Raw genomic sequence first — 24,076 nt, forward strand, 5'->3', positions numbered from 1 at the left:
TTATTATCTTCCCTGCACATTTGCAGAGAGTTAGTCCGTCCTGTCTCCGATAGGATGAGCTGATTTTCTCATCTCATAGGTTAGGTTTGGAAAAGGCCGGGACATTGTCCAGGCTTTTTTTTTAAATGCACGCAGGGAATAAACCGAAATGGCTAACGAAATTCCGCCCGTTCTGTCCGCTTCGGTTTATTCCCTGCGTGTTTTCTATCGTTATTTCAGCAAATTCAGCAGATACTGCCCGTAGCCACTTTTAACCAGCGGTTGGGCGATGGTTTTCAGCTGATTTTCATCAATGTATCCCATCCGATAGGCCACTTCTTCAATCGAGCCGATTTTCATTCCCTGCCGCTCTTCAATTACCTGCACAAACTGACCCGCCTGCATCAACGACACAAACGTACCGGTGTCTAACCAGGCTGTGCCGCGATCCAGAATACCGACTTTCAGCTTCCCGTTCTCCAGATAAACCTTGTTAACGTCCGTAATTTCGTATTCGCCCCGCGGACTAGGCTGCAGTTCTTTGGCAATTTTAACAACCTCATTATCATAGAAATACAGACCGGGAACGGCGTAGTTCGATTTCGGCTGCTGCGGCTTTTCTTCAATCGACAACGCCTTGTTATCGCCATCGAATTCAACCACTCCGTAGCGCTCCGGATCGTTCACCATGTAGGCAAACACCACCCCGCCGTCGGGGTCATTGTTGGCTTGCAACAACTTCGACAAACCCGAACCGTAGAAGATATTATCGCCCAGAATCAAGGCCACTTTATCATCCCCGATAAACTCTTCGCCGATGACGAAAGCCTGCGCCAGACCGTTCGGCAGCGGCTGCTCGGCATAACTGAACGAACAACCCACCTGCGAGCCATCACCCAGCAGCTTCCTGAAATGCGGCAGATCGTGTGGGGTGGAGATAATCAGGATCTCGCGAATACCGGCCAGCATCAGAATCGACAGCGGATAATAAATCATCGGTTTGTCGTAAACCGGCATGAGTTGTTTGCTGACGGCGAGGGTCAGCGGGTGCAGACGGGTACCGGAGCCTCCGGCCAGAATGATGCCTTTCATAGTTGTGAATGAGTGAAAGAGCGAAAGAATGAAAGAGCGAATCGCTCCGCTGTCATACACGTGTGGCGAAGCGATTCACTCTTTCGCTCTTTCACCCTTCCGCAATTGATTATCGGTTTTCGTACATGGAGTCGTAATACTTCTGGTAGGCACCGGAGGTGACGTTTTCGAGCCATTCCTGATTGGCCAGGAACCAGTCGACGGTTTTTTCCAGTCCTTCTTCAAACTGCAAGGAAGGTTCCCAGCCTAGTTCGTTCATGAGCTTGTGGGCGTCGATGGCGTAGCGCAGGTCATGCCCGGCCCGGTCAGTTACATACGTAATCAATTGGGCAGAAGTGCCTTCGGACCGACCCAGTTTCTGATCCATGATGCGGCACAGCAGGTGCACCAGATCGATGTTTTTCCACTCATTAAAACCGCCAATGTTGTAGGTTTCGCCCGTTTTGCCCCTGTGATAAATCGTGTCGATGGCCCGCGCGTGATCGATGACGTATAACCAGTCCCGTACATTCTCGCCTTTGCCATACACCGGCAAGGGCTTGTTGGTCTGGATGTTATGAATCATCAACGGAATCAGCTTTTCGGGGAAGTGATTCGGACCATAGTTGTTCGAGCAGTTCGACAAAACGATCGGCAGCCCGTAGGTGTTGCCATAGGCGCGGACAAAATGATCGGAAGCGGCTTTAGAAGCCGAATACGGCGATTGGGGATCGTACGGTGTGGTTTCCGTAAAGAAATCTTCGGGATTGTGGAGCGAGCCGTAGACCTCATCGGTTGAAACGTGGTAAAACCGCTTACCGGAAAAGTCGGACTTCCAGCTATTTTTAGCCGTATTCAGCAGATTGACCGTTCCGACAACATTGGTCATGACAAAAGCCATTGGATCCGAGATGGACCGGTCGACGTGCGATTCGGCCGCCAGGTGGATCACGCCATCGAAGGCGTGTTCCCCAAACAATTGCTCCAGAAACGAGGCATCCGTAATATCCCCTTTCACGAAGGTATAATTAGGGGCATCTTCAATGTCGGTGAGGTTGGCAAGGTTCCCGGCGTACGTCAACTTATCCAGATTAACAACCTGATAGTCAGGATATTTCGTCACAAACAACCGTACGACGTGTGAACCAATGAATCCGGCTCCGCCGGTAATCAGAATCTTTTTTGACATGACTTTACTCCGAAACGATTGATTTGTTCTTCTGCAAATTTTGCTCCCAGCGCCAGGCATCCTGCAGGCCTTCGGCCAGCGTTTTCTCGGCCCGCCAGCCCATAACCTGGTTGACTTTATCGACCTGTGCGTAGATTTTTTCTACATCACCGGGACGGCGTGGGCCGATGGTATAATTGAGTTTAACGTGGTTGACCTCTTCAAACGTCCGGATGATTTCGAGTACGGTATTGCCCTCTCCCGTTCCAACGTTAAAAATATCGTAATAACTGGTTTCCTGCCGTGAGTCAAGCAGCCGCAAGGCCTGAACGTGCGCTTTGGCCAGATCGACCACATGAATAAAATCGCGGATACACGTTCCATCGGGCGTATCATAATCGTCGCCAAAAACCGTCAGTTTTTCGCGAATTCCGGCGGCTGTCTGCGTAATATAAGGGACCAGATTGCCCGGTACACCCAGCGGCAGTTCGCCGATCAATCCGGAGGGATGCGCGCCCATCGGGTTGAAATACCGCAGGGCCACGGCCTTGATGGGAGCGCCCGCATGAACCGTATCCCGAATAATGTCTTCGCAAATGGCTTTTGTATTGCCATAAGGCGATTGCGCCGGTAGCCGGGGGGTTTCCTCCGTCACCGGAAGGTGTTCGGGTTGGCCATAAACCGTGCAGGACGACGAAAAAACCAGATTTGGAACGCCATACTGCTGCATGGTTTCCAGCAGCAAAATAGTTGAATCCAGGTTATTGCGGTAATACATCAGGGGTTTGGCCACCGATTCGCCGACGGCTTTGTGGGCCGCAAAATGAATAGCACCCTGAAAATTCTCTTTTTCAAAGATGTCGTTCAGGGCTTGCTGATCGTTGCAATCGGCTTCGTAAAAAGGAACATCGTGGTTCAGAATTTGACGCAGGCCCGCCAGTGCAGAACGGTTCGAGTTGGAAAAATTATCGATGATTACCGGCTCGTAACCAGCATTTAGCAGTTCCACGACCGTGTGCGAACCAATAAAACCGGCCCCGCCTGTGACTAAAATTCTCATTGGATGGATGGCATTTAAAGAGTTATTTCAAACGTTGAGTACGCACCAGGTCAAGCAAAAAACTTGCCGATAAATTTGCCGAATTTGTATTTTTTTACACTTTGGCAAGAAAATCATTTTTTATAAAATCGTGTTAGGAATTTGGAACCAGCCCGTTTCCTGCGTGGCAAAAGTATAAAATTCAGTAGGTTTCTAAAAATAAGTTTTTATCTTCGAGTCAGATCGTAACCACATTCAACCGCCCAAACGCCGGACGGTCGAAGCGTCAGACTGCCGAAGCATCGGACCGCCGAAGCGTCGGGCCGTAACCCATTACAGTGGCATGATAAACGATAATGAAATAAAAGCCTTGATTTCTTTACTGGACGACGAAGACCAGGAAATCACCGAGCATGTTGAACAGAAAATCCGCGAATTGGGCGGCCAGTTGATTCCTTTTCTGGAAAGTGAATGGGAAGGTAGCTTTAGCCCGATTCACCAGAAGAAAATTGAGGAGTTGATTCACGATTTGCAGTACCAATCCGTTCTGGAGCGCATTACCCTCTGGAAAGAATCCGGCGGCATCGACCTGCTGGAAGGTTTGTGGATTGTGGCGACGTACCAATATCCGGATTTGTCACTCGATAAAATACGGCAGGAAATTAAGCAGCTTTACCTGGATGTGTGGCTGGAAGGAAAGTCCGAAATGCATCCGATCGATCAGATTAAAACCTTAAATACCGTCTTTTTTAACAAGCTTAAATTTGCCGCCAACACCAAACATTTTCATTCGCCTTCCAATTCGATGATCAATGTGGTGCTGGAAAGTCGGCGCGGCAACCCCATTTCGCTGTGCGTCATTTACATGCTGATCGCCCAGCAGCTCGATTTGCCAGTATACGGCGTCAATCTGCCCAGCTTGTTTGTGCTGACCTACAAAAAAGATCACACGCAGTTTTACATCAATGTCTTCAACCGGGGCCTGGTGTTCTCGAAATCGGACATCGATCATTACATTGGTCAGCTGAATCTGAAACCGGCCGACACGTATTACCAGCCCTGTACCAATCTGGATATTATCCGCCGGGTACTGCGCAATCTGATGCTGGCTTTTGAGAAAATCGGGGATACAGGGCGCGTGAAGGAAGTCGAGCAGTTGCTGAATGCGGTTTACGACGAAGATGCCACCCCGCCCCTGTCGGATTATACGAACAAGTAAGTACTCACGAACTTGAGTCCGTGAGATCTGATCATTTCAAATGCTGATTGATAAATAAAATCTCACGGACTCAAGTCCGTGGGTACGTTAAAACGCCACCGCCAGCATGCCTGGTCCGGTTTCAAAGTAGTGAATCGTCAATTCCCGCACATCGTCGGGCAAGCGAACATGGCCCGTCAACAAGCCGGCTCCATCCACAAACGGTTCGATGTGCAGGTGTTCCCGAAACGTGAGCTGGCGTTTGCCATAGAGTTTGTAGAGGGCTTCTTTGGCGCACCAGTACACCGCCAGCCGGTGCAGATCCCCGTTGGCGTGGCGGATTTCTTCGTCGGATAAAACCCGCGGTACCACCCGGACAAATTGCTCCCGAAACGGCTCAATATCAATCCCAACGGCTTTGGAATGGTGCAACACGGCAGCTGCCCAGCCCGACGTGTGCGAAATCGAGACGTGCGCCTTCAGACCAATCAGATACGGTTTTCCGTACTCATCTTTGTAAAGACCGGCATAAGACCAATGCGGCTGAACCAGGGCCAGAACGGCCGCCCGGCAAGCCAGCCATTCGACACGCTGGGCGGGGTGCGTAATGTCGAGCAACTCCAGTTGTTCGGGAACCGTCAGCGTCAGCAGCGCGCGCAGAGCGTCTTCACTTTCTTCAATTTTCCACAACACCGCCGTACAATCGGCACCAAGCCGGTGGGTTTGATAAACGGACATATCCCGGTTTTCTGAATAAAAAATCTAAGGTAAAATGTAAAATGATGAATGTAAAATGGTAGTGCCAAGGCCATCCGGACACTTTTCCATTTATCATTCGACATTTTACATTTATCATTGCAGAAATTATAGCAATGCAAGTCCAAAAAATTGACACCTTTGCCGGACACCGCGACTGCGTGTATACGCTGGATGCCGGAGCCTCGCCGACCGAGTTCTTTTCGGCAGGGGCCGACGGCCTGGTCGTTCGCTGGCAGTTGGACAAACCGGATCTGGGAACCCTTCTGGCCCGCATTCCGGCGTCCGTGTATGCCCTGGCGTTCGACCCGGAACAGCAACAATTGTGGGTGGGTCAAAATTACGACGGTATTCACATCATCGATCCCGTTCAAAAACAGGAAGTTCGGTCCGCCCAAATTACATCGGCGGCTATTTTCGACATCAAAATCGTGGAGGGCTTTGCCTGGATTGCCTTGTCCGACGGCGTTCTGGTGGTGATGGATGTCGCCGAATTTGTCGTTAAAAAGCACCTGAAAGTGAGCGATAAAAGCGCCCGCAGCATTGCCATCAATCCGGTTAGCCGGGAAGTGGCCGTGGGCTACAGCGACAACGGCATTCGGATTTTTGACCTGGATTTACGGACGCTCAAGAAGATTATTCCGGCGCACGCCAACTCCGTTTTTACCGTTCAGTATTCGCCCGATGGGCGGTATTTACTCTCGGCCGGGCGCGATGCTCACCTGAAAGTCTGGGAGGTTACCGATCAGTACAGCCCGCAGAACGACATTGCCGCCCATTTATTTGCGATCAATCACATCTGTTACAGCCCGGATGGCGCGTTATTTGCTACCTGCAGTATGGACAAATCCATCAAAGTCTGGGATGCCGGCACATTTCGGCTGCTGAAGGTGATCGACCGGGCCCGACACGCCGGACACGGTACGTCGGTAAACAAATTGCTCTGGAGTCCCTATCACCAGCAACTGATTTCTGCCGGCGACGACCGCCTGATTTCGGTCTGGGAAATTACCCATTAACTAAATCATTTGGTTAGTTTTTAGCTTTTTCGCATATTTCAGAATAAAAAATTGATATTTTCGGCCAGAGTACTTTACTTTTAACAGACAAGTGACCATTTGGCACCATAATTCTTTCAACTATGAAAATTACGCCCATCGAGATACGGCAGCATACATTTGAAAAGAAAGGATTCGGCGGTTACCGCCCCGACGAAGTGGATGCCTTTCTGGCATCCTTATCGCAGGAATGGGAACGCGTTACGAGTGAAGGCAAAATGTTGAAGATGCAGCTTGAACTGGCTGAAAAAGAACTCAACAAGTTCAAGGACATCGAAATGACGCTGTTCAAAACGTTAAAAACCGCCGACGACACCAGCACCCAGATTACCGATCAGGCCAACAAAGCCGCCGAAAAATACCTGGGTGAGTCGAAACAGAAAGCCGATGAAATCCTGGCCGACGCCCGCAAACGCTCCACATTGATGGTGCAGGATGCCGAAAATCAGGCCCGGTTTATCAAAGAGAACATACTGAACGACCTGAAGTCGATGGAACACGACTTCAAGGCGATGGAAAAATACAAGGAAGGACTCATCAAGCAGATTCGTACGCTGGCCAACAACGCCATCGACAGCGTCGACCGGTTTGAGAAGAAATTTGATCAGCAATCACTTCAGGCGAAGATCGAAGAGGTGACGGCCCAACATACTGAAAGTGAGCCGGTGGCGGCTGCCGAAACCGAGGTTGTTCCTTCCGATACGGCCCTGGTAGACCCCGAAACCCTGCACGTCGAAAACACGGACGATGCGCTGGAGCATGCCGCTGAAGCAGCAGAAACACCCGCTGACGAACCGGTGGAAGATTTGGTTGCCGCTCAGGGCGATGAAACGGCCGAAGCCGGGTTTCCCGCTACCGAACCGCTTGCGGAAACCGAATCCGAAGAAAACGAAACAACCGAGCCGCAGGCCGTTCACGAAGAATCGGATTCGGGCGAAAAGAAAAAAGAAGCCGGATCGTTCTTCGATCAGATTTAACACAAAGCGGACGCAGAGTCCGCTTTTTTTATTCTACTTTTGAGCGAAAATCAACCGGTTGGCAAAACCGTCATGCCCCCGTTTATGGGAACTATTTCGCTCGAAGGTCTCGAATTTTTCGCTTATCACGGCTTCTACGATGAAGAACAGAAGATCGGCAACAAATATTCGGTCGATATTACGGTCGTAGCCGACTTGTCCGAAGCCGCCCGGGTCGATAAGTTGAGTACGACGGTTAATTACGGGGAATTATACCGCATTACCCACGAAGCCATGCAGCGCCCCGCCCGGCTGCTGGAACACATCTCCCACAACATTATCCTGGAAATCCGCAAACGGTATCCCAACGTCGATTCCGTCGAAGTTAGTGTGTCGAAATTTAACCCGCCGATCGGGGGGGTTTGCCATCGGGCCAAGATTACCTTACGAGGCTAATTAGATTCCTGCAATTTATTTAAAAAAAAGTACCAGGATCGCTTGATTTATTCATCGGGACACTTCTATCTTTGCAGGCATCGACTTAGTGCGTTAAGTTAGCACAAAGACAAAAGACAGGAGAAGTGAGCAGAAAGAATACGGATCGAAATTTCACGGTTAAAGTCTCTTAGCTCACATCTAACCTCTTTACGCTCTACCAGATGAAAAACAACCTCCGCTGGCTCATCGTCTTTCTCCTCTTCGTGGCAACCGGCCTGAGTTTTCTGGACCGTCAGGTGCTTTCGATCGCCATTCTGAAGATTCAGGAGGAATTCCACATCACGGATGTTCAGTACGGCATGATCAACACCAGTTTTCTGATCAGCTACGCCCTGATGTTCACGCTCGGGGGCTGGCTCATCGACCGGATTGGTGGGAAAATGGGGCTGGCACTGTCGGTCGGCCTCTGGTCGATTGCCAACAGCCTGCACGCGGTCATGACCAGCTTTTCGCAATTACTGGCCTTCCGGTTTCTGCTCGGCATGGGCGAAGGCGGCTGTTTTCCGGGCGCGGCCTGGACGGTATACCGCTGGTTCGACAAGAAAGAACGCGCCCTGGCCAACGGTATTGCCATTGGCGGTTCGGCCATTGGCGCGGTCGTCGCTCCGCCCTTAACCATATGGTTGTCGACCACTTACGGCTGGCGGGGCGGTTTCCTGATTCCCGGGCTGATCGGCATTGCGTGGGTGATCGTGTGGCTGTTCATTCCCTGGAAAAAAGAAAATCTGGTCGTAGAACTGCAAACGGCGCTCGAACCGAAAGGAAAAATAACGTTTCTGGAGTTGTTCAAAAACCGCCCCACCTGGGTGTTTATTCTGGTGCGTTTTCTGCTCGACCCGGTATTTTATTTCATGATGTTCTGGATTCCGAAATACCTCAGTTCGGTGCGAAACGTCTCTTTTGAACAAATTGGCGGCCTTTTCTGGATTCCGTTTCTGGCGCTGGGCATTTCCAACATCATCGGCGGCTGGCTTTCGGGCCAGTTGATTGCCCGGGGGTATTCGGTGAACAAAGCCCGGAAAACCGTCATGGGCATTGCGGCCGGACTAACGCTGCTGACGCCGGCCATCGAATGGGTTTCGTCGGTCGAACTGGCGATTGCGCTGATGGCGCTGTTCATGTTTGCCCACGGTTTCTGGATTACCAATTACATCACCTCCATTTCCGACATGTTTGGCCAGAAAGCGACCTCGACGGTGGTGGGTTTGTCGGGAACGGCCGGCGCGGTATCCGGCCTGTTGCTCAATCCGTTGATGGGCGTGGTGATTCAGCAGTACTCCTACCGGCCGCTCTGGATTGCGTCGGGATTGCTCTATCCGCTGGCTTTTTTATTGTTTATCGGGCTGATTCCCAGAATAAAACCTTTGTTCGAAGAATCCCAATCGATTGGCGTTGTCCCGGAAGGCATCCAGGCCGATTGACGAATGAGGGTACTTCACCCCGGCATTTTTAATAAAACAGCCCACGGACGGTTCGCCGTTGCGATTTAACCGTGGGAAACGAATAAAAATGGGACGATTTAATACCCGTTTTACCGGTTTTGTCCAATCATCAGCAACAATCCAAAAACCGTTAAAACGGTTTATCGAATACCCATTTGACACCATTTGAACCCACGGTTCAAACCGTGGGCTGTTACAAATAACACAGCCCACATCTCGCAACGAGAATCGTGTGCTGAATAAAATTTGCCACAATCCACTTAGTGCGTTAACCAAATCGATAAAAGATACAACTTAGATAATATGGAAAACGAATCGCTCAACCACGTAGCCGCTGTCAATCAGACGGGTTTTGTAAAACGAAAAAAAACGCGCGCCCGAATCGGGGTGTTTGGCGTGGGCTATTTCAAATACTGGGACCAGTTTGATGGTTTGCTGGAAGACTTGATGGAAAAGCAAACGGCTTTTATCCGGAAAATCGAAGCACTCGACAGCGTGGAAATCATCGATTTTGGCCTGGTCGACGACGTGACCAAAGCGTACGAACTCGTCCCGAAACTTCAGGCTGCCAACCTCGACCTGATTTTTTGCGATATGCTCACCTACGCCACCTCGAGCACGTTTGGAGTCGTTATCAAAAGCATTGAAACGCCGATTATCCTCGTAGCCCTGCAACCCGACAAAGCGATGGATTACAGCCGGGCGTCGACCTACCTGCAACTCTACAACGACGACATTTGCTCCCTGCCCGAATTTGCCGGTGTTGCCGTTCGGATGGGGAAAAAAGTACCGCAGATGATCATCGGTACGCTCCACGACGACCCCGCTGCGGAAGCCGAAATTGAGGAATACTGTCGGATTGCGGCCGTTCTGCACGACCTCAAAACCGCCAAAATCGGGCACATTGGCCACCCCATCGAAGCCATGCTCGACATGCATTCGGATTCAACCATGCTGACGGCGCACTTTGGTGCCCACATCGTGCAGTGTGAAGCCCACGAAATTGTCACGCACTACCAGCAAGCCACGGAAGACGAGATTCTAGCGGTTCAGGATCAGATTCTGGCGTTTTTCGACACGCCCGACCCGGTATCGGATCCGATTTCTGAAAAACTCCGGGATTCGGATCTGCGGATTGCCGCTCAGGTCGCCGTGGCGCTGGAAAAATTTGTCAAGGCGAAAAAACTGGACGGACTGGCTTACTACTACGACGGTCCCGATGGCAGCGACACGCGGGTGGTGATGTCGAATCTGATCGTGGGCAACTCCCTGCTCCAGGGCGCCGGATTTCCGATGTGTGGCGAATCGGATCTGAAAACCTGCATTGCCATGCTGATCATGGAGCGCCTGGGCATCGGTGGCAGTTTCGCCGAATTTCACCCGGTCGATTTTAAAGAAGATTTTGTGCTGGTCGGTCACGACGGCCCGCACAACATCGCCATCGCCGACGGCCAGCCGGTTTTACGCAGTCTGAAAAAATACCACGGCAAACCCGGTTTTGGCGCGGGCGTCGAGTTCAAGATCAAACAGGGACCGATTACGATGCTGAGTATCAACTCGACGTATGAAGGAAAAATGAAATTCATCATTGCCGAAGGCGAGTCGCTGGCCGGGCCCATTCCACCAACGGGCAACACCAACACGCGCGGTTTTTTCAAACCGGACGTCCGCACGTTCCTCAAACGATGGATCAAGGAAGGGCCAACGCACCACTTTGCGCTGGGCGTCGGCCACCACGCCGAAACGATCCGGAAGATTGCCGATTACCTGAAAATCGAATCCGTCATTATCAATTGATAAACACCCGGTAAACCAGATTTCTAAATCCTCCTACTATGAATGAGTATCTATTTCACCGACTGCGATTACCGCTGATGGTCAGCCTGTTCGCCCTGCTGACCGTCGGCAACGTCGCCCTGGCCCAATCGGCCGGAAAAATCACGATCAGCGGAAAAATCACCGCCCAGGAAGACGGCCAGCCGTTGGTCGGTGCCACCGTCACGGAAAAAGGAACCACGAACGGAACGACCTCCGATCCTGAAGGTACCTTTAAACTGTCCGTATCGCCCAATGCCACGGTGGTCGTCAGCTTCATTGGCTATGCCCCCCAGGAAGTACTGGTTAAAAACCGTTCGGCGATTAATGTAAGTCTAAAAACCGACCAGCAGCAATTGCAGGATGTCGTGGTGGTGGGCTACGGAACCCAGCGCAAAAAGGATTTGACCGGTTCGATTGTCAATCTTTCCAGTAAAGATCTGGTTCCGGTGCCGTCGGCGACGAGCGTCGATCAGATGATGCAGGGGAAAGTCGCCGGGGTCCAGATTACACAAACCTCGGGTGCGCCGGGCGGGAACGTCAACGTCGTTATTCGCGGCATCAGCTCGATTACCGGCGGCAATTCGCCCTTGTACGTGGTCGACGGCTATGCCATCGGAACAGGCGGTGGCGGCTCCGATTTGAGCACTTTCAGCTCCAGTTCGTATTCAGCCAGTGGCATTGCCAGCAGCAGTTCGACCAACCGGATCAACCCGCTCAGTACCATCAATCCGTCCGATATTGAATCCATTCAGGTCCTGAAAGATGCTTCGGCAACCGCCATTTACGGGTCACGCGGAGCCAATGGCGTGGTCATTATCACGACCAAACGCGGAAAAGTCGGCAAACCGACGATCAGCTTCGAGCATTCGACCGGCATTCAGCAATTAGCCAAAAAACTCAAGCTGTTAACGCCCCGCGAGTATGCCGAATTCGTGGCCGAAGGTCGCGACAATGCCTGGGTGTTTGCCGGTGGAAAAGCCACGGACCCCAACAACCTGCGCAGTACGGCAACGCAGGTGAAACCCGAATTCCGCAACCTGGACCAGTTTGCCAACTCCGGCTACGGCACCGACTGGCAGGATGTTATTTTCCAGCAGGGCCTGGTGCAGAACTACCAGCTATCGGCCAGCGGGACGAGCAAAGACGTCGGTTATTATGTCTCAGGCGGTTTTTTCGACCAGAAAGGCATCGTCATTGGCTCGAACTTCAAGAAATTCACGCTGCGGACCAACATCGACGCGCAGTTGACCGAAAAGCTAAAAATCGGCGCTTCGTTTTCGGGGGCGCATTCGTACGGTGATTTTGCCCGCGCGGAAGGCCACTTGCAATACCGCGGACTGATTTCGGCGGCATTGGCCAGCGACCCGACCATTCCGGTTTACAATCCCGACGGCACGCCGTATTCGGAATTTTCCAGCCCAACCGGTATTCCGGTGGAAAATCCGGTGATTATTGCGGCCGAATTTTCGGATAAACGCAACAATACCAACGTCTTCACGAACAATTACCTGCAATACGAACTGGCGCCCGGCCTGCTCTTCAAAACCTCCGTCGGGGTCAACTATTCCAACAACGTAACCCGCTTGTGGAAATCGTCGAAAGTCGGTTTGGCCACCAGCCGGACCGGCGCGGCTACGGCCGGCGTTACGGAAATTAAAAGTCTGAACTGGCTGAATGAGAACACGTTGAATTACCGCCACCGGTTTGGCGAAAAACACGATTTTGATGCGTTAGTGGGTTTTACTGCCCAGAAAAATACCGATGAAGTGCTCCAGGCCGGTGCGTCCGATTTCCCGACGGACTACGTGCCTTATCTGGCCGCCGGGGCCGTCACGTCCGGGACGAACTACAAAAGCGAATGGTCGATGCTGTCGTGGCTCGCCCGGGTGAATTACACGCTGGCCGGAAAATACCTGTTTACGGCAACGATCCGGAAAGATGGCAGCTCGCGGTTTGGGTCCAAAAACCGCTGGGGCACGTTCCCGTCGCTTTCTTTCGCCTATCGCCTGTCGGATGAAGCGTTTATGAAGCCGGTCAGCTTCATCAGCGATTTGAAAATTCGGGCCAGCTACGGTATTTCGGGCAATAATCTCATTCCGAATTACGCCAGCCAGGGCCTGCTGAGTATCTCGCGCAATGTGCAGAACGGCCAGGTTCTTTCGGGCGTGATTCCTTCGAGTCTGGCCAACGACGTTCTGACCTGGGAGCAGTCCGTACAAACCAATCTGGGCCTCGATCTGGCGTTGTTCAACAACCGGATTTCGGTGGTGGTGGATGCTTACCGCGCCCACAAAAAGAACCTGCTGCTGAACGTCATCCTGCCCGCAGCATCCGGTTTTAGCAGTTCGTTGCAAAACATCGGTGAAGTCGAAAACAAAGGTCTGGAGCTGACGGTCAACTCGCAGAATATCGCCAAAGGACCTTTCCAGTGGAGTACGGATTTTAACATTAGCTGGAACCGCAATAAAGTACTGGCGCTCAATTCGGCCACATCCCGCATCCAAACCTCTGATTTTCAGGTCGCTCAGGTGGGCTATCCTATTTCCAGCTTCCGTTTGCTCAACATTCTGGGCGTCTTTCAGACGCAGGAAGAAGTCAACAGCAGTCCCAAGCAGCATCCGAAAGTGCAGCCGGGCGACTACCGCTACCAGGATGCCGACGGCAACGGAACCATCAACCAGTCGGACCGCACCATCGTCGGCAATCCGTGGCCCAAGTTTACGTTCGGATTTGGCAACCGGTTTAGCTATAAAAATCTGAGTCTGAATGTGAGCATCAATGGGTCGCAGGGCAACGATATCTATTTCCAGGGTGGCGAAGTGAACCTGAACGCAGCCGGTGTTCAAAACCAGCTCTCGATCATGGCCGACCGCTGGAAATCGCCGACCAGTCCGGGAACGGGCCAGTTTTCGCGGGCCATCCGCAACGACTACGCCTTTGGTTTCTCTTCCGGAACCACCAAGTATTTGTTCGACGGCTCCTACGTCCGCATCCGGAATGTCAACCTGGCCTACGCCTTTCCGCAGCCGCTGGTTAGCAAGCTGAAATTACAGGCGCTTTCGGTGTATGCCGACGTGACAAACCTGTACACGTTCACGAAATACCCCGGCTACGATCCGGAAGGCAGCACCACCGGCGACAACATTGCCCGCAGCGGGATCGACTTCTTCGCCTATCCAAACCCACGAACCTACACGCTCGGCTTGCGGGTAACGTTCTAATCGACTGACGGTTAAACCATCATTACCATGAAAAAGAAACTAATTGTTTTTCTGATACTGGCCGGCTCGGCTTTTTCCTGCAAGGATTTTCTGGACTTAAACCCGGATTACCAAATCAGCGACCAGACGTTTTACGAAAACCAAAACGACTACGAAACGGCCTTGACGGGGGTCTACAGCACGTTCCGGGGCTTGTTCAGCAGCAGTGCGATCCTGTATCTGGCGGAACTCGACACCGACAATACCGAGATTCAGTGGTCGTCGCCCTCCGCCGATGAGATGCAGATGGACCAGAATGCCCCAACCTCGACCAACGCTTTTGTGTCGAGTTCGTGGAACACCTGCCTCTATACAATCTCGCGGAGCAACGCCATTCTGACCCGAATCGACGGGGCTTCGTTCGATCAGGCCACCAAAGACCGGATCAAGGGCGAAGCGAAGTTTCTGCGGGCCTACAGCTATTTTTACCTCGTTCGGCTGTTTGGCACGGCGCCCATCATTAGCCAGACGTTCAGCAGTCCGTCGCAGGTTACGTCGGCCGACCTGACGCTAAAGCCGAAAGATGAGGTGTATAAAGTGATTCTGGCCGATCTGGCCGAAGCCGAAACGCTGTTACCCGCCACGCTCAATTCGGACCGGACCCGGGCCTCACGCCCGACCGTCAAAGCGGTTTTGGGCAAAGTGCATCTGACGCTGAAAAATTACGATCTGGCTGCAACGAAGCTCAAAGAAGTCATCGATGCCAAAACATATTCGCTGGTGGCCGATTACAAAACGCTGTTTACCAACGGCAATAACAACCTGCCGGAGTCGATTTTTGAAATCGAATACGTGGCGGGTCGGAGCATGGGCAACAATTATTCCGCCATCTTCACCCCGGCCATCACCAGCATGGCCATTTTCCCAAACAACCTGCAAGGCTCCGGCCGGATTGTTCCGACGCTGGATCTGATCAGGGCCTACGAACCCGGTGATGCCCGCAAGGCCGTTTCGGTCAACGACTCGGTTTTGCTGATTGGCGGTAAGAAATCGTACAGCCGCTACGGGTTGAAATTCGTGGATTTTAAAGCCATCGACCTGTCCGACGGCACCGTTACCTTTACGGTTCTTCGCTATGCCGACGTCTTGCTGATGTATGCCGAAGTGCTGAACGAACAGGGCAAAACCGCCGACGCGCTGCCTTACCTGAACCAGGTTCGGAAACGGGCGGGACTGGCCGATAAAACCGGCTTGAGTCAGGCCGATCTGCGGCTGGCGATTGAAAAAGAACGTCGCGTGGAGTTTTTACTGGAAGGGCAACGCTGGTTCGATCTGGTGCGGACAGGCCGGGCACAAACCGTGCTGAACGCCCATTATGCCAGCCTGAATCTTTCGTTCAAAGTCGATGATTTCGAGCTGGTCTTCCCGATTCCGCAGAACGAAGTCGACCTGAACCCGACGCTGATCAAGCAAAACCCGGGGTATTGAGAACTAACTATTTCGCGGAGTTGAGCGGAGTAAAAGGAGTTGCGCAGAGAAAAAATAACTCCGCTGAACTCCTTTTACTCCGCTCAACTCCGCGAAACAACCTTAAGTATATGCGCCTAGCCACCTTACTCACCCTGCTTCTGTGCGGTTTTATCCCCACCGAAACGCCGAATCTGGACAATTCCACGCTAAAAGGAAAGCCGTTCAACAACATCACGCTGGAAGCCTCGCTCAAGCCGTTCAAGAAGAACGACAAGGCGTATATCCAGCAGGTGGCAACGGAGCTGTTCACCCAATGGCAATCGCTCCTGCGGCATACGGACACGGTTTCGGTGATGCTCTGGACGTCGGACGGGTCGGAGATTCTGGATTACAAGGGCAACCTGAACCAGCCGCTGGAATGGGCGCGCTACATCGGCAACCCGAACACGGAACACGAAGTCGGTTCGGGTCCGAAAGAGCTCTCACTCCACGAACGGGCCTACCTGTACATGGAAAACCCGCCCCGGTTTACCTACGGCGACCTGAAGTTCATCATTCGAACGCTGAAAGAAACCGGCCAGCGGATTACCGGCAAACCGGTGCGGATTGGGGCTACGTTCGACCCGGGTCCGGAATTTGCCAAATCGGAGTTCAAGTACAAAAAACACCCCGAAATTCTGGGTGGCAACGCGATGGGCCACAAAACGATGGTCAGTTGTTACTCGACGCTGAATGCCGATTCAGAAGCGTATGCCGGTTTTCCAAAAGGCATTCCCGCCAATACACCGTTTGGCACGTTTTTAGGTCGTCAGAGCCAGCATTTCCTCACGGATCTGGGTTACGATTACATCTGGCTCAGCAACGGGTTTGGCTTTGGTGTCGAAGGCTGGTCGTCCACGGGTGCGACGTTTACGGGCAAGGCGTTTTTGCCGGAAAAACTGGCGAATACAAAAGAACTGATTGCCGGTTTCTGGAACCTGTTTCGGAAAGAATGCCCGGATTTTCAGATCCAGACGCGGGGAACCAACCTCTCCACCGGTGCGGATCTGGCGCGCGATGGCGTCGATCTGAGGCAGATTTACAACGGAAAATACAATATGCTGCCGCCCCCCAATTCGCCCTGGGCGGCTCTGGACGGCGATTTTGGCCTGGAAATGGTGGGCTACATGTCGCGCATGGCCGAGTTGCCCGACGAGCGGTATCTGTTCCGGTATTATACCCACGATCCGTGGTGGGTCAACAGTCCGTGGCTCGACCGTTATGGGCAGGAACCGCACGACATCTACCTGCCGTTGTCGGTGGCCCGCATTAACGCGAAGGGCGAAATCCGGCTGCCGACACACCTGAATTTCCTGACCGCCGACAATTCCTACGGCGAGATGCCCGCGCAGGTGCCCGACGAGGTCATTCCCCACATTCTGAAAGCCCGCTACGATTCGCCGACGGCTCCGGGGCCGCTGGTGTGGGTCTATCCGTTCGAGGAATACCACAACTGGGCCTACAAACAGCCGGACCGACTGCCGGAAATTTATTACGGCGACTGGATCATCCGCCAGGCGATCAACAACGGTTTTCCGCTCAATACCATCATCTCGACGAGTTCGTTCCAGAAAGTGGTGGCAGCCAAACCCGCCTATTTCAATGAGTCCATTCTGGTATCGATTGTGCCGGAAGCCGGTTCTCCGCTCGAAAAAACGCTGATCGATTTTGTGGAGAATGGCGGCAAACTGCTCGTCTACGGCCCCGCCGATCACGCCGGAGCGGTTTTTCTAAATCTGCTGAATCTCCGGAATACGAAAGCGATTGAAGGCGAATTTCAGGTAAACTCATCGATTACGGTGGATCAACTGACCAAACCTTATCCCAACAAAATCGTCCATCAGGCGCTGTTTTCGGGGGGCGGTGTGGCGACGCAGGTCAAAAACAAAGCCGATGCCGGAACGAAAGTGCTGGCAACAATGACCCAGGCCGGAAGCGAACGCGACGTGGTTTGGGTGCGTGAAAACCAGGCGTGGAAAGGCGGCAAAGTGGCGTATGTCCGCGGCACCAATTCGAGCCGGTTTACGGGGGGCAAACTCCTGACGCCCGACAATCCGGAGCAACTGTTTACGGGGCCTCTGCTGATGCGGTATGTACTGAAGGAATTCGGCGTCGACTACCGCGTCGACAAACGGAACCCGGCGGTTAAAAACCCGGTATTGACCATTTCGCGGAGTAGCAACGGCTTCATGTTTTCCGGGTATTGTCCGAATACCACCCTCACCCACCGGTTTAAGCTGCCGCAGGGCGCGCCCATTCTGACGGGCTATGAAACGGAGTTGGCCGATGGGTATTCGGTGTATTCGATGCCTAAAGCCTGGCACCGCGAAAGCCGTTTTTTTGTCGATCAGGCCGACGGCATGGTTTCCTGTCAGGAAATGACGTCGGGCGTACAACACATGAAACGCTGCGTTCGCCTGACGGGTCTGAAAAACGCGACGGTCCGGATTTACCCGGATGACGACGTGACGGAGCAAAGCCTGAACGTCTACACGAACGCGGGTTATCCGTGGAAAAAAGGAAAAACCGCCGTTAAAACCGGTGATAAAAAGTACGGCAAGCATTACGTTATCGAGAATGTAACCGGTGATCTGGTCGCGTTTTGGTAGGCTGGTCGGGATTTGAAATCTTGACCCCTTCTGTCCCGGATCGCCGGGCGACCCGTTGCAATCCGATTTTACGAGTCCTAAACCCTATAAACCGTCCCGATGAAACTCACCGCCTGCCTGCTGGGAATTGGGCTGATTGCTTCGCTGGTTTCCTGCCAAAAAACCGCATCCGAACCCGAAGCGATCAGCTATTCAACCCTGAAAGAAGGGTTCCAAAATCCGCCGATTCACGCCCGGCCAAAAGTGTATTGGTGGTGGCTGAATGGGTACGTAGACACCCTCCGGCTGAAAGAAGAACTGGTTGCCATCAAAAACGCCGGTTTAGGGGGCGTCGATCTGTTTGAAATTGGACTGCCACCCGCCAGCGACCCGAACCGGATCATTCCCGCAGGCCCGGCTTTCATGAGTGAGGAGTCGGTGAAAAACATCGGTCTGGCGATTCGGGAAGCCGGTAAGCTGGATCTGGAAGTGGGCCTGAATCTGGCCAGCAGCTGGAACGCGGGCGGAAGCTGGGTCACGCCCAGATATGCGGCCAAAACCATTTACTTTTCAAAAACCACCCTAAAAGGCGCTGGCAGTCAACCGGTTAAATTACCTTTCCCCACCATTACGCCCGACAAAAAAGGCCAGCCCAGGCCCATCGTTTACGGGGCTGATGGCAAACCGGCCTACCACGAGGAAGTAGCCGTGATTGCCTTGCCCGCCGGTCAGACGTCCCAACTCGACACCACGAAGATCATCAACGTAACGGCTTTTTTCGACGCCAAAACCGAACAACTGACCTGGCAGGCTCCGGCGGGTACGTGGAATATTTACCGGTACGTCTGCTCCAATTCCGGCGAGCAGTTGATCCGCCCCACACCCAATTCGGTCGGCCCCATCATCGACCATTTCGATTCGACGGCGACGCGGATGCACGTCATGTATTTTATCGATCGCTTAAAACCGGTGGTTGGTGATTTTAGCAAAAGTGCGTTAAAGAACTTGTATCTAGCCAGTTACGAAGCCAAGGAGTTTACCTGGACGCCCACCCTGCCGGCGGCTTTCAAAAAGTTGAACGGTTACGACCTCTACAAATTTCTGCCCGCCATGTACAACAAGGACTGGTACCGCCCAGACGTGGCCGAGAATTTTCAGTTCGATTTCAACAAAACCATGTCCGAGCTGATGATTAACAACCATTACCGGAAGGCCAAGGAAATCTGCAACAGCTACGGGCTGCAAATCATTTCGGAATCAGGCGGACCGGGCCATTTGCACCACATTCCGGTCGAGACGCTGAAGGCCCTGGGTTCGCTGGACGTGCCGCGCGGAGAATACTGGTACAACCGCGAATTTTTCATGGAAAATGACACGGATAGCCTGGTCGACATGATCTGGCTGGTGAAAGAGATTGCAGCTGCTTCGCACATTTACAAACGCGGTATCGTTGAGGAAGAGTCGTTTACGAGTTACTGGGACTGGCAGGAAGGGCCGTCGGATCTGAAAGTCATCGCCGACCGGGCGTTTTGCGAGGGCATGAACCGGCTGGTGATCCACGGTTTTCCGCACAATCCGGCAGAAATGGGTCATCCGGGCATCGCCTATTTCGCCGGTACGCACTACAACGACCGCAACGTCTGGTGGCCGAAAATCAAACCCTTCAACGACTACCTGGGGCGGATTTCGTACATCCTGCAAAAAACGAGTTTCGTCGCTGACGTGCTGCATTATTACGGCGACAATGTCCCCAACCTGATACCGCCCAAAAACACCCGGTTTTCGGTCGGGCCGGGCTACGATTACGAGGTCGTGAACACCGAAGTGCTGATGCGGGATCTGGTTGTCGAAAACGGCGAATGGGTGCTGCCGGGCGTCGGGCGCTACAAGGTATTGAGCATCGGAACCGAGGGGCGAATACCGCCGGACGTGCGGGAAAAACTCAAAAGACTGGCCGGACAGGGAGGCCGTTTAGTCGATCAAAAACCGGCTTTACCTGCCTTGACCGAACTGAAGATTTGGCCGGATTTCAGTTATGCCGACCAGAAAGCCGATCAGCGCGAAACCCCGCTGGACTACATTCATTACCGAACTGGTGACGTCGATTTTTACCTGGTTCGGAATACCACCAACCAGTGGGTGTCGAGAACCTGCTCATTTCGGCAAACGGATAAAACGCCCGAAATCTGGGATCCGGTTTCGGGCCAAACCGCTCCGGTGTCGGTTTATCATCAGGAAGCGGGCTACCTGAAATTGCCGGTTTCGCTACCGCCGTACGCGTCTTATTTTGTGGTTTTCTCGAAAGAAACCGCTCCGGCTCACCACACCGAAGTGACCGGTTCCGGCCCCAATCCACCGCATCTGGCGTTCACCCCCAACGGCTTGACTTTTTGGCAGGCGGGCACTTTTGAAGTTCGAAAAGAATCCGGTTTTGAGCAGATTGACAACAGGCAACCCGCCGTGACGCTGGATGGCCCGTGGCAGCTTACGTTTCCGAAAGGCTGGGGTGCCCCCGAATCGGCGACCTTTCCCAGACTCATTTCCTGGACGGAATCCGATCAGAAAGGCATCCGGTATTTTTCGGGGACCGCCATATATCAAAAGAGTTTTTCGTACACACCGGTTTCTAATACCGCTCATAATCAACGGGTTTACCTCGATTTAGGCCGCTTATCGAAAGTTGGCGAAGTATGGCTGAACGATAAACCGCTGGGCATCGTCTGGACACCGCCTTATCACTTCGATGTTACTGATTACGTCAAACCGGGTGCCAATACGCTGAAAGTTGAAGTGGCCAATACGTGGTCGAACCGGCTGACCGGTGACGCCCTGACCGGCGAAAAGTATACGAAAACCAACATCACGAAGGCCAACAAAAACCTGGTTCCCTGGGAGCAACTGCCCCTGATCGAATCGGGTTTGCTGGGGCCGGTGACCATTCAGACCGTGAAAACCATTCGTTGACAACATGAAAGTCGTACTGCTTTTTTGTATACTGACCGTTTTTTCCTTCCCGCTGAAGGCTCAACCGGCGTCCTATGCATCCATCCGGGAAGGCTTCAAAAATCCGCCCACGCAGGCCCGCCCCAAAGTCTATTGGTGGTGGCTTAACGGCAACGTGGATACCGTCCGGCTAAAGGAAGAATTGAACGCGATGAAAACCGCTGGCATCGGTGGCGTAGACATTTTTGAAATCGGCGTTCCGCCCTACAACAATCCCAACGACATGGTGAAAGCCGGACCCGCTTTCATGGGAACGGAGTCGTTGAAAGCCATCGAAATTGCCATTCGGGAAGCGACGCGGTTAAAACTGGAAGTGGGGTTGAATCTGGCCAGTAGCTGGAATGCGGGCGGCAGCTGGATTACGCCCCAACACGCGGCCAAGTCGATTTATGTTTCGAAAACAACGGTCGATGGTGCCACTCAGAAACCGATCAGATTGTTTTTCCCGGAAATTTCAAAAACCGATGCCAAAGGGAAGCCGGTTTTCATTGAATTCGGTGCGGATGGCAAACCGGTTTTTCACCAGGAAATTGCGGTGATCGCCCTGCCGGCTGGCGACAAAACCGGCTTTCTGGATACGACCAAAATCATTTCACTTTCCCGGTATTTCGATCCCAAAACGGAGACCTTGAACGGGCCGATTCCATCCGGAAAATGGGAAATCCATCGGTATGTTTGCGCCAGTTCGGGTGAACCGTTAAAGCTGCCCAGCCCCAATTCCAAAGGGCCGATTATCGATCATTTTGATTCGACGGCTACCCGCGCTCATTTCATGTATTTTATCAACCGGCTTAAACCACTTTTTGGTGATTTTTCAAAAACAACGCTAAAGACTTTATACCTGGCGAGTTATGAAGCCACCGGTTTCGTCTGGACACCGTCGTTACCGGCTGAATTTTTCCAGCTAAACGGGTACGCCATCGACAAATTTCTGCCGGTTCTTTTCGACAAAACGCTCCTTAATCCCGAAACAACTGCTCAGTTTCAGCAGGATTATAACCGGACGTTATCGGAGTTGATGATTCGGAATCATTACGGCAAAGGGAAGGAAATAGCCAACCGGTATGGGCTAAAACTCACGTCTGAAGCCGGTGGCCCCGGCCCGCCCCTCCATAATGTTCCGGTCGAAACCCTGAAAGCGTTGGGGGCACTGGATGTACCACGCGGAGAATTCTGGAGCCGGTATCAGTACCTGGACGCCGACAGCGTCGATATCATGTGGCTCGTGAAAGAGATTGCGGCTGCGGCCCACATTTACAAGCGACAATTGATTGAAGAAGAATCGTTTACGAGCTTTCATCACTGGCAGGAAGGGCCGTTCGACCTGAAATCCATTGCCGACCGGGCTTTCTGCGAAGGGATGAACCGCGTCGTGATTCACGGCTTTAGCCACAACCCGACAGGCACCGGTTTTCCCGGAATCGTTTATGGGGCCGGTACGCACTTCAATACCAAGCAGACCTGGTGGCCCAAAATAAAACCGTTTACAGATTACCTCGGCCGGATTTCGCACGTCTTGCAAAACACCCAGTTTGTGGCCGATGTGGTGTATTATTACGGGGATAAAGTGCCGAATTTTGTTTCACCCAAAAATACGCGGTTTCGGGTAGGTCCGGGCTATGATTATGAGGTGATCAACACGGATATTCTACTGAACGACTTAACCGTAAAAAACGGAAAATTGGCGCTATCAAACGGTGCCACATTTAGCATTCTGGCGTTGGGGAACACGGATCAATTGTCGCCAAAAATCATTGATAAACTTCGGGCTCTGGCGAAACAAGGTGCGGTTGTTAGTGGCAAAGGTTTTTCAAACGAAACTGCTTCTAACTTGCTTAAAAACCGCGGTATTAACCCTGATTTCAGTCATACAAATGCGGCATCTTCCGCGTTGGATTACGTTCATTACCGGCAGCAGGACACAGATTATTATTTAGTTCGAAATACAACGGATCAGTGGATAACACAAAATCTTTCTTTTCGTCAAACGGGCAAAATACCGGAGGTCTGGGACCCGGTAACGGGCAAAATTGCGCCGGTTTCGATTTATAACCAGGAGAAACAACACCTTCGTTTACCGCTTTCCTTACCGCCTTACGGCTCGTATTTCGTCGTCTTTAAAAAAGGCACTTCCAAAACCCACTACACGGGTTTAGTCGAAACAAACGGAAAACTTCCAACGCTGGATTATACGCCGACCGGCATCCGTTTTCCGGAGTCCGGAACGGTTGAGCTGACCAACGTAACCAACCGCCCAAGCCGGATTACGACTTCTATTTCCAGTCAGCCCATTGCGGGTTCGTGGCAGTTAACGTTCCCGAAAAACTGGGGCGCACCCGCATCCGTAACGCTACCGGAACTGATTTCCTGGACGGAATCGGAAGAGCCGGGCATCCGGTATTTTTCGGGCATCGGTACGTATCAAAAAACGTTTCAATTTTCCGCTAAATTTGATTCCTTGCGCAATGAACGGGTCTTTTTGAACCTCGGAAACGTATCGGAACTGGCGGATGTGTGGCTGAATGGTCAGCATCTGGGCATCTGTTGGGCCGAACCGCATCGATTCGACATTACCAATTTTGTGAAATCCGGTCAGAATACGCTGAAAATCGAGGTGGCCAACACCTGGTCGAACCGGCTGACGGGCGACGCAATCACCGGCGAAAAATTTACGAACACCAACATTGCCATTGGCTACAAGGGCACGCCCTGGAAACAGGTGCCCTTGATTGAATCCGGTTTGCTGGGACCCGTCACGATCCAAACTATCAAAACACAATCAGTAAAATGAGA

Annotated in this window: 15 protein-coding genes; 11 read left to right on the plus strand and 4 right to left on the minus strand. The window is 52.4% G+C overall.

From position 1 onward, the window contains the following. Window positions 1-210 precede the first annotated feature (210 nt). The 3 genes from rfbA to galE form a co-directional block, all read right to left on the minus strand. Window positions 211-1,071: a glucose-1-phosphate thymidylyltransferase RfbA gene (gene rfbA / locus EHT87_RS10825; protein ID WP_124906643.1), complete on the minus strand. Its 861-nt coding sequence runs from the start codon at window positions 1,069-1,071 to the stop codon at window positions 211-213. Between the two features lie 109 nt (window positions 1,072-1,180). Beyond that, window positions 1,181-2,239 carry a dTDP-glucose 4,6-dehydratase gene (gene rfbB / locus EHT87_RS10830; protein ID WP_124906644.1) on the minus strand — a complete coding sequence of 353 codons (1,059 nt, stop codon included), beginning with the start codon at window positions 2,237-2,239 and terminating at the stop codon, window positions 1,181-1,183. 4 nt (window positions 2,240-2,243) lie between these two features. Beyond that, entirely contained in the window at window positions 2,244-3,278 is a 1,035-nt protein-coding gene (gene galE / locus EHT87_RS10835; protein WP_124906645.1) for a UDP-glucose 4-epimerase GalE, read from the minus strand. 325 nt (window positions 3,279-3,603) lie between these two features. Here galE and EHT87_RS10840 point away from each other — a divergent pair, with 325 nt between their 5' ends. After that, complete coding sequence (locus tag EHT87_RS10840) at window positions 3,604-4,476, plus strand: transglutaminase-like domain-containing protein (RefSeq protein WP_124907227.1); 873 nt, start codon at window positions 3,604-3,606, stop codon at window positions 4,474-4,476. 87 nt (window positions 4,477-4,563) lie between these two features. On the opposite strand, the gene EHT87_RS10845 is transcribed toward EHT87_RS10840, so the two are convergent. Beyond that, window positions 4,564-5,193, minus strand: a complete 630-nt coding sequence (locus EHT87_RS10845; RefSeq protein ID WP_124906646.1) for a 4'-phosphopantetheinyl transferase family protein — start codon at window positions 5,191-5,193, stop codon at window positions 4,564-4,566. 134 nt (window positions 5,194-5,327) lie between these two features. On the opposite strand from EHT87_RS10845, the gene EHT87_RS10850 reads away from it, so the two are divergent. From EHT87_RS10850 to EHT87_RS10895, 10 genes are all read left to right on the plus strand, one after another. After that, complete coding sequence (locus EHT87_RS10850) at window positions 5,328-6,230, plus strand: WD40 repeat domain-containing protein (RefSeq protein WP_124906647.1); 903 nt, start codon at window positions 5,328-5,330, stop codon at window positions 6,228-6,230. A gap of 122 nt (window positions 6,231-6,352) precedes the next feature. Then, window positions 6,353-7,246 (plus strand): DivIVA domain-containing protein, encoded by an 894-nt coding sequence (locus EHT87_RS10855; RefSeq protein ID WP_124906648.1) that lies wholly within the window; start codon window positions 6,353-6,355, stop codon window positions 7,244-7,246. An 84-nt stretch (window positions 7,247-7,330) separates the two neighbouring features. Continuing rightward, the gene (folB, locus tag EHT87_RS10860) at window positions 7,331-7,681 is read left to right on the plus strand and encodes a dihydroneopterin aldolase (RefSeq protein ID WP_124907228.1); all 351 of its coding nucleotides are present in this window, start codon (window positions 7,331-7,333) and stop codon (window positions 7,679-7,681) included. A gap of 203 nt (window positions 7,682-7,884) precedes the next feature. After that, window positions 7,885-9,144, plus strand: coding sequence for an MFS transporter (locus tag EHT87_RS10865; RefSeq protein ID WP_124906649.1), 1,260 nt, complete (start codon window positions 7,885-7,887; stop codon window positions 9,142-9,144). A gap of 324 nt (window positions 9,145-9,468) precedes the next feature. Further along, a complete protein-coding gene (locus EHT87_RS10870) occupies window positions 9,469-10,962 on the plus strand; it encodes an L-fucose/L-arabinose isomerase family protein (protein ID WP_124906650.1) in 1,494 nt (497 codons plus the stop codon). A 38-nt stretch (window positions 10,963-11,000) separates the two neighbouring features. After that, window positions 11,001-14,204: a SusC/RagA family TonB-linked outer membrane protein gene (locus EHT87_RS10875; RefSeq protein ID WP_124906651.1), complete on the plus strand. Its 3,204-nt coding sequence runs from the start codon at window positions 11,001-11,003 to the stop codon at window positions 14,202-14,204. A 27-nt stretch (window positions 14,205-14,231) separates the two neighbouring features. Further along, window positions 14,232-15,671 carry a RagB/SusD family nutrient uptake outer membrane protein gene (locus tag EHT87_RS10880; RefSeq protein WP_124906652.1) on the plus strand — a complete coding sequence of 480 codons (1,440 nt, stop codon included), beginning with the start codon at window positions 14,232-14,234 and terminating at the stop codon, window positions 15,669-15,671. A gap of 110 nt (window positions 15,672-15,781) precedes the next feature. Continuing rightward, entirely contained in the window at window positions 15,782-18,301 is a 2,520-nt protein-coding gene (locus tag EHT87_RS10885) for a hypothetical protein (RefSeq protein ID WP_124906653.1), read from the plus strand. Between the two features lie 99 nt (window positions 18,302-18,400). After that, complete coding sequence (locus EHT87_RS10890; RefSeq protein ID WP_124906654.1) at window positions 18,401-21,244, plus strand: glycosyl hydrolase; 2,844 nt, start codon at window positions 18,401-18,403, stop codon at window positions 21,242-21,244. A gap of 4 nt (window positions 21,245-21,248) precedes the next feature. After that, on the plus strand, window positions 21,249-24,074 hold the full coding sequence (locus EHT87_RS10895) for a glycosyl hydrolase (RefSeq protein ID WP_124906655.1): 2,826 nt from the start codon (window positions 21,249-21,251) through the stop codon (window positions 24,072-24,074). The last annotated feature ends 2 nt before the right edge of the window (window positions 24,075-24,076 follow it).

This window comes from Larkinella knui, from assembly GCF_003858645.1.
In the GTDB taxonomy this organism is placed as follows: Bacteria; Bacteroidota; Bacteroidia; order Cytophagales; family Spirosomataceae; genus Larkinella; species Larkinella knui.